Annotated in this window: 14 protein-coding genes and 1 tRNA gene; 5 read left to right on the top strand and 10 right to left on the bottom strand. The window is 46.7% G+C overall.

Annotation, left to right across the window (positions count from 1 at the left end; all coding sequences use genetic code 11):
• Positions 1-134: 134 nt before the first annotated feature.
• Entirely contained in the window at positions 135-1,550 is a 1,416-nt protein-coding gene (regB, locus tag IE094_RS05355) for a sensor histidine kinase RegB (RefSeq protein ID WP_189639556.1), read from the bottom strand.
• A 97-nt stretch (positions 1,551-1,647) separates the two neighbouring features.
• Here regB and IE094_RS05350 point away from each other — a divergent pair, with 97 nt between their 5' ends.
• Complete coding sequence (locus tag IE094_RS05350) at positions 1,648-2,253, top strand: SCO family protein (RefSeq protein ID WP_189639555.1); 606 nt, start codon at positions 1,648-1,650, stop codon at positions 2,251-2,253.
• 68 nt (positions 2,254-2,321) lie between these two features.
• A complete protein-coding gene (locus tag IE094_RS05345) occupies positions 2,322-2,876 on the top strand; it encodes an ActR/PrrA/RegA family redox response regulator transcription factor (protein WP_099591336.1) in 555 nt (184 codons plus the stop codon).
• On the opposite strand, the gene IE094_RS05340 is transcribed toward IE094_RS05345, so the two are convergent.
• The gene (locus tag IE094_RS05340; RefSeq protein WP_189639554.1) at positions 2,873-3,760 is read right to left on the bottom strand and encodes a LysR family transcriptional regulator; all 888 of its coding nucleotides are present in this window, start codon (positions 3,758-3,760) and stop codon (positions 2,873-2,875) included. The genes IE094_RS05345 and IE094_RS05340 overlap by 4 nt on opposite strands.
• A 97-nt stretch (positions 3,761-3,857) precedes the next feature.
• Here IE094_RS05340 and IE094_RS05335 point away from each other — a divergent pair, with 97 nt between their 5' ends.
• Positions 3,858-4,034, top strand: a complete 177-nt coding sequence (locus IE094_RS05335) for a hypothetical protein (RefSeq protein ID WP_189639553.1) — start codon at positions 3,858-3,860, stop codon at positions 4,032-4,034.
• 13 nt (positions 4,035-4,047) lie between these two features.
• Here IE094_RS05335 and IE094_RS05330 read toward each other — a convergent pair whose 3' ends face one another.
• Both IE094_RS05330 and IE094_RS05325 read right to left on the bottom strand, forming a co-directional pair.
• Positions 4,048-4,638 carry a YfbR-like 5'-deoxynucleotidase gene (locus tag IE094_RS05330; protein ID WP_189639552.1) on the bottom strand — a complete coding sequence of 197 codons (591 nt, stop codon included), beginning with the start codon at positions 4,636-4,638 and terminating at the stop codon, positions 4,048-4,050.
• Positions 4,628-5,134, bottom strand: coding sequence for a sulfotransferase family 2 domain-containing protein (locus IE094_RS05325; RefSeq protein WP_229802069.1), 507 nt, complete (start codon positions 5,132-5,134; stop codon positions 4,628-4,630). Before IE094_RS05325 ends, IE094_RS05330 begins: the two co-directional genes overlap by 11 nt.
• Positions 5,135-5,433: 299 nt before the next feature.
• Here IE094_RS05325 and ahcY point away from each other — a divergent pair, with 299 nt between their 5' ends.
• The gene (ahcY, locus tag IE094_RS05320) at positions 5,434-6,825 is read left to right on the top strand and encodes an adenosylhomocysteinase (protein ID WP_189639550.1); all 1,392 of its coding nucleotides are present in this window, start codon (positions 5,434-5,436) and stop codon (positions 6,823-6,825) included.
• A 93-nt stretch (positions 6,826-6,918) separates the two neighbouring features.
• Here the strand turns inward: ahcY and IE094_RS05315 are convergent, their stop codons facing one another.
• From IE094_RS05315 to IE094_RS05295, 5 genes are all read right to left on the bottom strand, one after another.
• Positions 6,919-8,004: a hypothetical protein gene (locus IE094_RS05315; protein ID WP_229802068.1), complete on the bottom strand. Its 1,086-nt coding sequence runs from the start codon at positions 8,002-8,004 to the stop codon at positions 6,919-6,921.
• The gene (locus IE094_RS05310) at positions 8,005-8,967 is read right to left on the bottom strand and encodes an NAD-dependent epimerase/dehydratase family protein (protein WP_189639548.1); all 963 of its coding nucleotides are present in this window, start codon (positions 8,965-8,967) and stop codon (positions 8,005-8,007) included.
• A complete protein-coding gene (locus IE094_RS05305; RefSeq protein WP_189639547.1) occupies positions 8,964-9,530 on the bottom strand; it encodes a sugar transferase in 567 nt (188 codons plus the stop codon). Before IE094_RS05305 ends, IE094_RS05310 begins: the two co-directional genes overlap by 4 nt.
• Positions 9,531-9,669: 139 nt before the next feature.
• Positions 9,670-10,593 (bottom strand): polysaccharide deacetylase family protein, encoded by a 924-nt coding sequence (locus tag IE094_RS05300; RefSeq protein WP_189639546.1) that lies wholly within the window; start codon positions 10,591-10,593, stop codon positions 9,670-9,672.
• 12 nt (positions 10,594-10,605) lie between these two features.
• Positions 10,606-11,691, bottom strand: a complete 1,086-nt coding sequence (locus IE094_RS05295; protein WP_189639545.1) for a GNAT family N-acetyltransferase — start codon at positions 11,689-11,691, stop codon at positions 10,606-10,608.
• 83 nt (positions 11,692-11,774) lie between these two features.
• On the opposite strand from IE094_RS05295, the gene IE094_RS05290 reads away from it, so the two are divergent.
• Complete coding sequence (locus tag IE094_RS05290) at positions 11,775-13,202, top strand: 3-deoxy-D-manno-octulosonic acid transferase (protein ID WP_189639544.1); 1,428 nt, start codon at positions 11,775-11,777, stop codon at positions 13,200-13,202.
• 80 nt (positions 13,203-13,282) lie between these two features.
• Here IE094_RS05290 and IE094_RS05285 read toward each other — a convergent pair.
• Positions 13,283-13,369: transfer RNA gene (locus tag IE094_RS05285), tRNA-Leu, on the bottom strand.
• Between the last annotated feature and the right edge of the window lie 53 nt (positions 13,370-13,422).

Genomic DNA, 13,422 nt, shown 5'->3' with positions numbered 1-13,422 from the left:
TTGCACATAAGCCTGCAATAAGAGCAAGTGTCGCTATCAAAGATAGGTTGGAAAGAGTTAAATCAGAAAGAATTTGAGAGCCTCAGATATTTTTTCTAATCCACTAACCTCATTTTTGTTAACGAATGGTTAACCTAAATTTCAAACCTTTGGTTTTCACCCAGAATTTTGGTTTGTGTTTCAATATTCGCACGCGCCCATCGAACGCTGACAATCGCGCCAACTGCATCCTTCATCAACGCCAAATTGGGTGGCGTTTCAGGGGTGTGGGGCGTTTCGTTTCGAGCGTTTGAAAATGTGAGCTCGGCGCCTGATCGTTCCAACAACGTTTTTGCGATGAACAGACCCAGCCCCATGCCTTCGTATTCGGGGCGTTTTTGGGCATTTTGTTTTTTGCGCGAACGAGCGCCCAAAAACGGATCACCGATACGATGGATAAGTTCGGCCGAATACCCCTTGCCATCATCGCCCACCAGAATACGAATGGAATTTTCCGTCCAAATGGTGTGAACCCAGACTTTGGATTGCGCAAAATCAACGGCATTTTGCACCAGATTCCGCAGGCCATGAATGACTTCTGGGTGGCGTTGCACCAAAGGGACCCCGAATAAATTCCCTTGTTCAATTGTGCCGTTGGACAGATATATAATCTCTTTCCCGCGGCCTTCGTGGGGCTCAGCAGCTTCGCGCAATATACTGGTTACGGGGGCGGATTTAAGATGCAAATCATCTTTGCCAGTGCGACCCATGTCTTTTAGGATTGTGCTTAACCGATCTGCTTGGCTATGAATTAGTTGCATATCTTCTAGCATATCGGGTGAATCAGATAATTCCGATTGCAATTCGGATGAAACCAATTTGATTGTGGCAAGTGGTGTGCCCATTTCATGTGCGGCTGCGGCAACTACACCACCAAGCATCGATAATTTATATTCGCGATCCAGTGCCATTTGGGTTGCGGCCAGCGCTTGTGACATTGAAAATGTTTCCATCGTGACGCGCCGTGCATAGGCTGCCAAAAACACAATCCCGATGACCAATGCCGTCCAGTTTCCCCAATGAAACAATGTGGGCAAGGTGATCAAATCACCGCCCGTGGTCTTGAGCGGAACATATGTAACTGTTAGCGTCGTAATGGACAGCACCGCCAATGTTCCAATGGCAATGGTGGCGCGCAATGACAACGCGGTTGCCGAAATGGTTACGGGTGCCAAAATTAACAGCGCAAATGGGTTGTTGATACCACCAGTTAAATACAACAGTACAACCAGTTGGCACAGATCAAATACGAGGGTTAGCAACGTTTCGCGTTCAGACAGGCGCTTGTTTGCAGGCAGCACAAACAACGAAATCAGGTTCAATAAAACGGATGACCCAATCGCCAATGCACAAAGCCCAACATTCAGCGACAAATCGAGCAAAAACACAGCAACGATCATTGCCAAAGTTTGTCCTGTAATCGCCAGCCAGCGCAAAATTATTAGCGTGCGCAGACGCACCCATTCGCTTCTGGCGGATCGATTAAACAGGTTGGGTTGTTGAACTGGCATTATTTCCCCTAACGCGATTGTGACGATTTGGCCGCTTGCGCTTTGTTGGCAAAGGCTAGATGAAATTCGTAGGATTTGCCAGAAAGAGAGAGACCTTATGTCAAAAAATTATGCAATCTTGGCGGCATCAGTTGTCACCGTTGGTTTGGCGGTTGGGGCTGGGTTTGTGATGTTTGGAAAATCTGGCGATCAATGTTCCACATCCACCATTGCAGGTGGTGCGGCCGCGATTGGCGGGCCGTTTTCACTGGTTAATCAGACAGGTGAAACTGTTACAGAAAAAGATGTGATCAAAGATTATAGTCTGATTTATTTTGGCTACACCTATTGCCCTGATATTTGCCCGTTGGACACCGCGCGCAACTTGGAAGCGGTTGATATTTTGGATGCACGGGGCATTCAAGTCGACCCTGTGTTCATTACCATTGATCCCGCGCGTGACACGCCACAGGTTCTGGCAGATTACGCCAAAATCATGCACCCACGTTTAATTGCATTAACAGGGTCAGAGGAACAAATTTCCGCAGCGTCCAAAACATATAAAACCTATCGCGCCAAAAGTGGCGATGGTGATGCGGATTATCTGATGGATCATTCGACATTCACATATTTGATGTCACCATCGGGCTTTGTTGATTTTTTCCGCCGCGAGGTCACACCAGAAGACATGGCGGATAAGATCGCGTGCTATACCAAAGGATAGCGATGATCTATTTGACCAATGTGTTGCTTGCACCTAAAAAGGTGCGACAGCCACATTAGGACATAGCAATGACGGATCGTGAATTGACAGATATTGGGCCTGATACATCTCTGCTCATCTTGGATGATGACGAACCGTTTCGCCGCCGTTTGGCGCGTGCCATGGAAAAGCGTGGCTTTACCCCAACCGCACTTGAAAGCGTCGCTGCAGGGCGTGCATTTTGCACCGCGACACCACCCGCCTATGCCGTGGTTGATCTGCGATTAGAGGATGGCAATGGTTTGGATGTGGTCGAAGTGTTGCGTGAAAAACGACCAGAGGCAAAGGTCATTGTGCTTACGGGATATGGTGCCATTGCCACCGCGGTTGCAGCGGTAAAAATCGGGGCGACGGATTATCTTTCTAAACCTGCGGATGCCAATGATGTGACAAATGCATTGCTGGCCACTCCAGGGGACCGCCCACCGCCACCTGAAAACCCGATGTCTGCGGATCGTGTGCGCTGGGAACATATTCAACGTGTGTTTGAACTTTGTGATCGTAATGTGTCCGAAACCGCGCGACGTTTGAATATGCATCGGCGCACATTGCAACGTATTCTAGCAAAACGCAGCCCACGTTAACCACGGTTGGATTCAGCCGCCGCACGGCGCAGCCATTTTTGAAATATGCGCAAGGCATCCGTTTCACGCCCAAAGCGTGTGACCATGTAATACCCAAGCCCATCGTCGCGCAGCGCACAAATTTGCGCCAGCTCGCCCGATTTAATCGAAGGGGCAACCAGCGCTTGGGGTTGCAACGACATACCCAATCCCGCACGCGTTGCCGCCAACACCAGTTCGCTTGTGTTTAACATGCTGACCTTGCAGTTGTTCAGGTCAATGCCTTCGTTTTCAACCAACGCTTTGCGTTCCAACATATGGCTTTCAAACAGCCAAGTAAGATCGCATATATCTTGCAACGTTTTGATTTTACGCCCCGCTACCAAATCAGCGCGCGCGACCACAACAATATTCCCGCTGGTCAAGTGTTCGCATTCCAACCCCGCCCAATCGCCATTTCCAAATCGAATTCCCATATCAAAGCCGTCTTTGACCAAATCAACCAATTGCGTTGTTGGGCTAAGGTTTACCGTGATCTCTGGGTGTGCCGCCCAAAATTCACCGATGCGGGGCATTAACCAGCTGGCGGCGAATGCGGGTGTGATGGAAATGTTTAATGGACGCTGGGCGTTGTGATTGTGCAATGTTTCCACGCCATCCGCAATAAGCGTAAAGCCATCGGCCAGATGATCTGCAAGCGCACGCCCACGTGGCGTCACCGCCATTCCGCGCCCGCGCCGTGTGACCAAAGTTTGTGCGAAATAATTTTCCAGTGCACGTACATTTTGCGCGATCGCGGCATGGGTCACATTCAATTCCTGTGCAGCGCTTGAAAAACTACCCAACCTTGCGGTCGCTTCAAACGCGCGCAGCCACGAAAGCGATGGAACATTTGACCAGTCCATATGTTAGTTTTCCTTACATATTGAAAATCTTATAAACTCGATATGATCAACAATATATGACAGAAATGACATAGACAAACAAGGAAAGGAAAGTAAAATGTTAGGAATTTTTTCAAACGTATTCAGAATTGCAAGTCGTACAGAACCACAAAATTCGCAAAATAAAACCGAAGATTACTATTCACAAATGCGTCGTTACCGAAACGCAGAAAAGGCAGAACGCGATCAGGCACGCCGCCGGTTGGATCGCGCATATTTGCAAACATTCTGGTAAAATCGCAGCGCGATTAGACGCTGTCGATTAGATCATGAAATACTTCTAAAAATTGACCCTTCACCTCCATCGGGGGGTGGGGGCGCAATGTGCGATTTGGTAAATCCTTTAACACCGGTTTGCCGAATAATTTATCAGCCTCCTCGCGACTAAACCCTGCCAATTGCACCGCCTCTAACCATGCGGAGAGCGTATCGGCGCGTTTAATTTGGCGTTTAATCAAATCGGGAATTTTTGCGGGCAATCCGAATTTTTGATGAATGGCGGCCGTCAGGCGATCGTCCATCTCTTTATACGCGGGTCCGACCGCGCTTTTGACGGGGCTAATCATGTCGCCGATCACATATTCAGGCGCATCATGCAACAAAGCCGCCAACCGCCATTTGCGATCAATGCGAGGGTTCAGGCGAGTGAACAATTCCGTAACAAATACCGAATGTTCAGCGACTGAATACGGATAATCGCCGTGCGTTTGCCCATTCCAGCGCGCCACAAAAGAAAGCCCATGCGCGATATCTTCGATTTCAATATCCAGCGGCGATGGATGCAATAAATCCAAACGTCGCCCTGATAACATGCGCTGCCATGCGCGTTTACTTGTCATACCCAAAAATCTCGTAATCGTTTTTATATGATTCAAATACTTCGTCGCGCAGGCGAGAAAATTCAGCAACGCTCAGGTTTAAACGTTCGCGACGTGTATCCGTTGCATGGTCGCTTTGGTTTTCGTGATGCATCCGTCGCCCCGTCATATCGAGCCCAGCATTTTTAAATTGTTCCATCCATTTATCCGCCTCTTCCACGCGTAACAAAAGATCGACACGTGGTTTCGTGACACTTGGAAAATGCGTCCAATTTGTTTGTGCGGGAATATAGCCGTTTTCATGTTCAATAAGTGCGAGATATTGAAATGGATCCAAATCCTTGACCATTGGGCCATACGCTTTGACTAAGCCGCCCATATATGGGCCAAGAACATGATAAAAATATCCTGAAATAAATCGATCAAATGGGTGGCGGACAGCGGCGATTGAAAAACAATTTAACCAATATCGTTCAGACAGTTTTTCTCGTGGATAAACATGAGATTGTTTGTGCACACCCAACAATTTGCGCAAACTGGTGCCCGCTGCCTTGGGGTTGTGCAGAAATATAACCGGTCTGCCGTTTAATGTGAGTTCTGTGGATATGCTCGCGGTTGGAGCACCATAAATTCGATATACCCCGCGATTTATTTTTCGCAGCGACGATTTTAACGCGGTTGAGATTGGTTTTTGATAGTGAAATTCCATGTCTCGCGCTTTGTGCCTTTGTTGATATTTCCCGTCCTACTTGCCGATTGACTATCCTAGTGATAGGCAGCAAGCAAGATTGTTAATCCCCATATACGGTAGAGACCATGACACAAGATTACATTGTAAAAGATATTTCTTTGGCGGAATTTGGCCGCAAAGAATTGGATATCGCAGAAACTGAAATGCCGGGTCTGATGGCGTTGCGCGATGAATACGGCAAAAGCAAACCATTAAAAGGTGCGCGTATTGTTGGATCGTTGCACATGACAATTCAAACGGCTGTGTTGATTGAAACGCTGGTGGCGCTGGGCGCAGATGTGCGTTGGGCATCATGTAATATTTTTTCCACCCAAGACCATGCGGCGGCATCTATTGCGGCGGCGGGTGTTCCCGTGTTTGCAATCAAGGGGCAAACATTGGTGGAGCATTGGGATTATTTGGATCGCTCATTCATGTTCCCAGATGGTGCGAATTTGATCCTTGATGATGGTGGTGATGCGACGCTGTACGTGTTGCTTGGCGCACGTGTCGAAGCGGGCGAAACCGACCTGATCGAGGTTCCAACATCCGAAGAAGAAGAAGCAATTTTTGCTCAGATCAAAAAGCGTATGGCGGCCAGTCCAGGTTGGTTCACCAAAACACGCGATGCGATCCAAGGTGTTTCAGAGGAAACAACGACGGGCGTTCACCGTCTGTATGATTTGCACAAAAAGGGGCAATTGCCTTTCCCGGCGATCAACGTGAATGATTCCGTGACCAAGTCAAAATTTGATAACAAATACGGCTGCAAGGAATCACTGGTTGATGGCATTCGTCGCGCAACCGACACAATGATGGCGGGTAAAACTGCCGTGGTGTGCGGGTACGGTGATGTTGGGAAAGGTTCCGCTGCATCCTTGAGCGGCGCAGGTGCGCGCGTGAAGGTAACGGAGGTTGATCCAATTTGTGCATTGCAAGCGGCGATGGACGGGTTTGAGGTGGTAACACTGGAAGACGCGGTATCAAGCGCAGATATTTTCATCACAACCACAGGCAACAAAGATGTCATTCGTATCGAACATATGCGCGAAATGAAGGACATGGCGATTGTTGGTAACATTGGACATTTCGATAATGAGATTCAGGTTGCTGCATTGAAAAACCACAAATGGACCAACATCAAAGATCAAGTTGATATGATCGAAATGCCATCTGGCAACCGTATGATCCTGTTGTCACAAGGGCGTTTGTTGAACCTTGGCAATGCGACGGGTCATCCATCATTTGTGATGTCCGCATCATTTACAAACCAAGTGTTGGCACAGATCGAGCTGTGGACCAAAGGTGATGAATATAAAAACGAAGTGTATATTTTGCCCAAGCATCTGGATGAAAAAGTTGCGCGCCTACATCTCGATCGTATTGGTGTGAAGCTGACTGAATTATCCAAGGAACAGGCAGATTATATTGGCGTAACACCCGTTGGCCCATATAAGCCAGAACACTATCGTTATTAATAAAATCTAACGAAAACCATTCCAAAAGGCGCCCGCAATTTTGCGAGGCGCCTTTTGTATCTTGGTGCGTTTTTCGCAGAACACTTCAGCCAGTTAGCTATGGTTATCTGCTGACTCCGTGGAAAAGCGATGCATCAACGGTAAGCTGAGCAATAAATATAGATACGGTGTGCTGATCGAAATATTCGTCAGCCCAAAATAAATAACGGCGATAATCAAAAACAGCCGCGCACGTGCGATGCATATATATCCAATAACAAGTGGAATACTTGTGAATCCAAACACATAAATTAATACAGTTGCAATACTGGATAAACGCTCGATCGTGGTGTCTGCACCATTGGCAAGAAAATCGAAATTCACATTGATATCACCAGATTGAGGAAATGCATGTGGCCAAAATCCAGATTGGAATGCGCTTGCGATGGGTGCCAAGCCACGCGCGATACGGTTGGAAAAACTTTGATCGTTCCAAATCAAACTTTGATCTTGAGAGACATCGGCCAGCAACATGCCCATGCGCGTGTCGGTTTGAACAATACCGTTAAACAAAATCACCAATACAATCACTGTCAGCACAACATAATGAATTCGATTTGCACGCAAATTTGCCAGAACCAAAATGACCGCGAGCGGAGCAATTGCAGTGAGTGATTCAGAGGCGAGCACCAAGAAACAGGATAACGTTATCCACCAAAAAGACTGACGAAGATGGAGCAAGACCACAACAATCGCCAAACCGATCAATCCCAGATATGACGGTTCTGATGTGAAGGATGTCATCCCGCGCGCAACGCTGCCACGTTGGTTTGACACCACCAAATCCAATATGCTGGGCGCAACTATTTCAACGGCAAGCCCAAATACATAGAAAATGAGCGCGACTTTTATTGTCTGGGTTAAGGCCGTTTGATTTTGGCGTGCAAAAAAAGCCGTTGCAATCGGAAAGGTAAGCAGTGCCAGTGTATTGACGCCAGCACCCAAAATCAGACCCGCAATACCCATTGCTAACGTAATAATCAGCGTGGTTGCCGCAAATGGCAATTCGCCATCCTTGATCGTGCAAAACGCCATCAAACCAATAAACAATAAAAAAAAGTGGGGTTGTATATCCGTCTGTAACGGGCTGGCCTTTAGATAGGGTAAACACGCCGCTAAGATAACAATCCGCGCCAGCATTTATGAATTAAGTTGCTGTTTATCTGCCTGCGCAATGGCAGCCATTTCATCGTCAATGGTGAACCGCGGTTCCCAGTCGCAGTTGTCGCGTAAAATTTGATCATCTACCCGTACATCATTGGTTAGGCGTCGCACCGCAGCACCGACAATCGGTATCCGTTTCGCGATCAAAAACAAAAGCTTGGGTATGTTGATTAACCGAGAAGGAACGCCATACGCCTTGGCGATTTTCTCTATGAGATCAGGTGTTGAAATTGGCGCCCGATCACACAGTAGTATGGGTTTATCAATCGCGTTAAATTGTCGTGACAACATCACCAGAATGTCGCAAAAATTGCGCAATCCGATCATGTCTCGACTGTTAGAAATGTTTTTAAATGGCAGTGGTTTTTCTGCCTTGATATGTTCAATTAACGTTCGAAATTTTCCGGTGACATTTGCGCCGTAAATCAATGGTGGGCGCAATATCATCAATTCAACACCCAGCGATTTGGCGTGCGGTATCAGTGCATTTTCGGCATCTAATTTAGAGCGCGCATATGCATTTTCGGGTTTGGGTGTATCATTCCATTTAAACGGTGTGGCACCCGATGTGGCTCCATTCACCAATAGCGATGACACAAAAATCATTTTACGCCCCCCTGCCAATGCAAATCCGTTCAAAGCCGTTACCGCAGCTTGGCAATTTGCCACGTGCAACAATTTTTCAGACTCTGGTGTATCTTGGTTACCAAATGGTAAATATGCGGCAAGGTGGATATAGACATCTGCGCCCTGCAACGCTGTTTGCCAATCCAATACATCGCAATTAATTAAATCTGGACAACGCCGATCCGATTTAGAACCAGTCCGTGCCAACGCAATTGGGGCAATCGTTTTACGGTGATTTTGTAACGTGCCCCCAAGACATTTCCCAACGAAACCATTTGCGCCAGAATATGCGACATTTAATGGCGCGGTCATTGGAATATGCTGTGGTTAAGCCTTGGAGCCTTGGTGCGGGCAAATGTTGATAACAGTATCTGAATATCCAGCCAAATATTTTGACGCTCGATATATTCTTTGTCGGCAATCGCCAATGTTTCATGTGTCGACATATCGATATTGTTCACTTGTGCGAGGCCAGTGATACCAGGGCGCGTTCTAAACACACCATATTGGCGGCGAATAAGGATCAGGGGTTGTTGGTTGGGCAAATTGGGGCGCGGCCCAACAAGGCGCATATCGCCAATAATCACGTTCCAAAATTGTGGTAGCTCATCAAATTTTGATTTGCGCAAAAATCGCCCGATGCGCGTTATATGCTCGCCACCCACGGTATGGGTCGGATGATCGCCAGTGCCCTTTTTCATGGTGCGAATTTTATACAATGAAAACAACTTTTCATCTTTGCCAAGACGCGTTTGCCGAAATATCGGCGCCCCGCGAGATTCAATAGAAACAGCGACACAGATCACAAGAATTACAGGCAATGCGATTAAAAACAGTGGGATCGATACCCCCAAATCAAAAACGCGATTATTCACTCAATTCACCTCTCGCTGGCCAAGCAGATTTGTTGGTATTCTTTTGTCTGCAACTCGTAATATAGGCGTTAATTTGCGAAAGTAAAATTCGCAACTCTTGCAATATGATATGCATTAGCGAGCGCAATGGCGGATCATATTACTGGGGAAAATCATTAGTATCAAAACGATTGATTTGCAACGGATCATCGGTTGCAAGATTTGCTGTACCCACTTTCACCGTGAACCCAGCAACGCAGCCCATTGTGCGCAAAATTGCCAATGTATCTGCGTTATACCCACCGTAAGGATAACACATAACCCAGTTGTCAGACGGTACACCAAGTGAGCTTAGATAGTCTTGTGACAGTTCAAGCTCTTGTTTTTGTTCATTTTTCGAAACACTGTTCAGCCAAACATGGTTATATGTGTGATTTCCCACATACATGCCATTGGCCATCATTTCGCGCAATTCGTCGGATGTCACATACAGTTCGGTGCAAAAATCCGTCGGGGTTATTCCTACGTATTTTTCGAACAGAGTTTTCGTAATGCTGCTCCGCATTTGATGGGGCAATTCACGTTGCAACATTCGTTTTACAAATGTGATTTCTGGCGCGTCATAACGATTTTCGACGTTTACGCTATTGCGATAGGCATCCCATTGTGCAGGGTTCATACCCGCCGCCATACATTCGGTTTTCAAATCGCGCAGCAGCGTGGTTTGATCATCTGATGATGCTAAGATAAAATGAATCGCATTCACGTCCAGCAATGACTTGTCTCGGATGGCACAAGCAGGTGGAAAGAAAAAACCGGTCAAATTTCGGCGCATCAATTCTGGAAATACAAAGTCAAAGTGATCTCGATACCCATCATCAAACGTCAATGTGCACGCCCGATCAGGCAAGCGTTCGCCGTTGATTAGATGTGCCAAGAAATGTTCGGGCGAAATGATGTTATATGTGGATTGCAAATAATCCAACTGTCGCACGAACCCAGACAGTTCCAACCCCTTTAAATTTGGAAACCGCGATTTCGCGATTGGGCGAACGTAATGATACATAACGCTGGTTAAAGTCATCGCATTTCCTGTTTACGTGGCTGTAGCGGGTACAGGCCGATCCAAATCTGCATCTTGTTTGGTGATGTATAGCTTGGAAATATCTGCCATATCCACCAAATGATCCTTTGCCCAGTAAATCAAAGACGTTGTTTGTGGGTGGCGCAATTCAAGGGGTGAAAACAAATGTGGAAAACAAAACTGCGGATCGTTGGTTGTTGAAAACCAATTATTTGCAACAAACTCTGCATAGATTGCGGAGCTCGTGCAATAAAAGTCTATCACATGCGCACCGTTTTCTGCGCCAAAGTTTTCGATAAAACATCTCGCAGGGCCAATTGCGCTTTGATCGCCAAACACATCCATGATGTGTAACACCGTGAAACCTTGATCTGTTTGGTGGAAACGTACTGCTACGATTGATTTGTGTTTTGACCCTATCGGGCGCACACAAAATTGCATGTACTTAAAATTGGGATGTGCATCATACCGCCAAGCCATGTTTACACTATCGCGCGCGAACAGATTGTATTGTTTTGTCATCTGCGCGTAAGCGGATTCAATATCATCTGGGGTGGCGACAGATACGTCATAGTTTTTGCTTGAAACACCCGACCATTTTTTCGCCAATCGCATGCCCATTGCGTCGGTTTCACAAAAGGCTTCTATTTTTTCAAAATCTAGAACTTTTACAAATCGCGGTATTTCGCGCACATATTTGAACCCACTGCGCAAATAAATCGGCAATGCATCATTCGTAATTCCCATCCCGATGAGAATATCAAAATTATCCATGATATGTTTTAGAATTTTCGCACCAGCGCCCTTGTTTCGATAAGCCTCGCCAGTTGCCCATGTTGTCAATTCACCGCCGCGCAATGTTGTCTGGCCCAAATTGAAATTACGCGGTGTGACCCCCATTGCTCCGGCAACTTGGCCTATCTTTTCATCAAATGCGATTACGCAACTGTCCAATCCCATATCGCGGGGCGAATTGATAAATTGCCAAGCATAGAAATTTGGATCTGACAATGCGATCGGTCGAGACCAAACATCGCGATAAAAATTTTGAACCTGCTCCGGGCTGACCCCCAGCTCTGCTGCTGTTCCGATTTGCATCTTGCGTCAATCCATTTTACCAAGGGCTTCAACGCCGTAATTTGCAGTTTGGACAGATGAAATGCAACAGCAAAGCACTAAGAATGCGTAACGGAACGCACGGTCAACAGGCCGCTGATATCGCTACGCGCAAGCATCCGTTCCTCACCTTAAAAACACGGGTTCAGTTGTTTTTGTATCGGGTGGCGTGGGTCATCCTATCGCCGATAATTTTGGCATATTTTCTCCTTCGTAGCAGACGTGACTCTGCCTATCGTCAAAATATCCCCGAGCGTTTTGGGTTTTATAAATCACCAAAACCAGCCACGGTTTGGCTTCATGCGAATTCTATGGGCGAAGTTCGCTCTGCTGTACCAATTATTCACAAATATCTAAACCAAGGGTTAAAGATCGTCGTGACCAACATGACGCCAGCTGGTCGGCAAACCACACAAGAAATTTTTGCGCCCGAAATCGCAGCTGGGTCACTGCAATTTTCATATATACCATTTGAGTTTCATGGTGCATATCAGCGATTTTTTGATGCTTTCCAACCCAAGTTTGGCTTGGTCATGGAAGCGGAAATTTGGCCCATGATGATTGATCGCTCTCGTCATTTCAAAGTGCCTCTGTTTTTGTGTAATGCGCAATATTCCGATCATAAATCTGGGCGAGCTCCGGATCAATTTTTGGCGAAAATTTGTACGGGTTATGTTGGAATTTTTGCAAAATCAAAACCTCAGGCAGATCGGTTTCGACATATCGGTTGCACCCATATTGCGATCACGGGTGAAACGCGGTTTGATCAAAACGTTCCCCAAAATTTGTTAGATTCGGTGATTTTGGTGCGCGAAAAACTGGCGCCAATGTCGCGAAAAATAGTGACCATCGCCAGCGCCGTAGAGGGCGAAGAGTCAGAAAATTTGGCGCTAATTGATGAAATTCGTAATACTGCGATATCGCGTGGTGAAACAGCGCCATTGATTATTTACGTTCCAAGAGCAACTGAACGCTTTGTTCCAATTACACAAATTTTGAATGACAAATTCACGGTTCAAAATCGATCTGTGTTGTTCGACGATAATCTGTGCATTGTTGGCACAGTTGAACCCAATTTGGACATCTTGGTTGGAGACAGCTTTGGTGAAATGTATTTCTATCTTGGCCTGTCTGATGCTGTTGTTGTTGGGGGTGGATTTGATCGAAGGGGCGCACACAACATCATCGAACCCATCGCAGTTCAAAAGCCAGTATTCGTTGGGCCATACACATGGTCAATTGAATACCCTGCCAAAGAAGCATTGGATGCAGGTGTTTTGAAACAAGCGGACACACCAGCGCTACTTGCCGTTGACGTTGTAGATGGGTTGTTTGGCTGTGACGACATTAATGTCCGATGGAAAGCCTTGCTTGATTTCTATCGTGCGCATACTGGATCCGCCCAAAAGGTTATCGATTGCTTGCCACGGTTGCTGCGCGAAACTGGTTTCGCGAAAATCGTGGATGATGCGAGGTTAAGCGAAACACCCTAGAAAACCAACGCGCGTTATCAGGATATAACCATGAAGACGGAAGGTTTTGTGGAGTGAAATTTCGGTATCTATCAAATATTTGGTGCCCAGGAGAGGACTCGAACCTCCACGTCCATACAGACACCAGCACCTGAAGCTGGCGCGTCTACCAATTCCGCCACCTGGGCAGGTCACGTTGGGGCGATTTATACGCGACATTGGGACAAGTCAACGTCAAGAA

Source organism: Paramylibacter ulvae (assembly GCF_014652655.1).
In the GTDB taxonomy this organism is placed as follows: Bacteria; Pseudomonadota; Alphaproteobacteria; order Rhodobacterales; family Rhodobacteraceae; genus Amylibacter; species Amylibacter ulvae.
The sequence above is the reverse complement of the archived record's forward strand: the minus strand, read 5'-3'. Positions and strand labels throughout refer to the sequence as shown.

Bases quoted from the DNA above. Each gene is read 5' to 3' on its own strand.
- regB (WP_189639556.1), bottom strand. From the start codon at position 1,550: ATGCCAGTTCAACAACCCAACCTGTTTAATCGATCCGCCAGAAGCGAA.
- IE094_RS05350 (WP_189639555.1), top strand. From the start codon at position 1,648: ATGTCAAAAAATTATGCAATCTTGGCGGCATCAGTTGTCACCGTTGGT.
- IE094_RS05345 (WP_099591336.1), top strand. From the start codon at position 2,322: ATGACGGATCGTGAATTGACAGATATTGGGCCTGATACATCTCTGCTC.
- IE094_RS05340 (WP_189639554.1), bottom strand. From the start codon at position 3,760: ATGGACTGGTCAAATGTTCCATCGCTTTCGTGGCTGCGCGCGTTTGAA.
- IE094_RS05335 (WP_189639553.1), top strand. From the start codon at position 3,858: ATGTTAGGAATTTTTTCAAACGTATTCAGAATTGCAAGTCGTACAGAA.
- IE094_RS05330 (WP_189639552.1), bottom strand. From the start codon at position 4,638: ATGACAAGTAAACGCGCATGGCAGCGCATGTTATCAGGGCGACGTTTG.
- ahcY (WP_189639550.1), top strand. From the start codon at position 5,434: ATGACACAAGATTACATTGTAAAAGATATTTCTTTGGCGGAATTTGGC.
- IE094_RS05315 (WP_229802068.1), bottom strand. From the start codon at position 8,004: ATGCTGGCGCGGATTGTTATCTTAGCGGCGTGTTTACCCTATCTAAAG.
- IE094_RS05310 (WP_189639548.1), bottom strand. From the start codon at position 8,967: ATGACCGCGCCATTAAATGTCGCATATTCTGGCGCAAATGGTTTCGTT.
- IE094_RS05300 (WP_189639546.1), bottom strand. From the start codon at position 10,593: ATGACTTTAACCAGCGTTATGTATCATTACGTTCGCCCAATCGCGAAA.
- IE094_RS05295 (WP_189639545.1), bottom strand. From the start codon at position 11,691: ATGCAAATCGGAACAGCAGCAGAGCTGGGGGTCAGCCCGGAGCAGGTT.
- IE094_RS05290 (WP_189639544.1), top strand. From the start codon at position 11,775: ATGCGTAACGGAACGCACGGTCAACAGGCCGCTGATATCGCTACGCGC.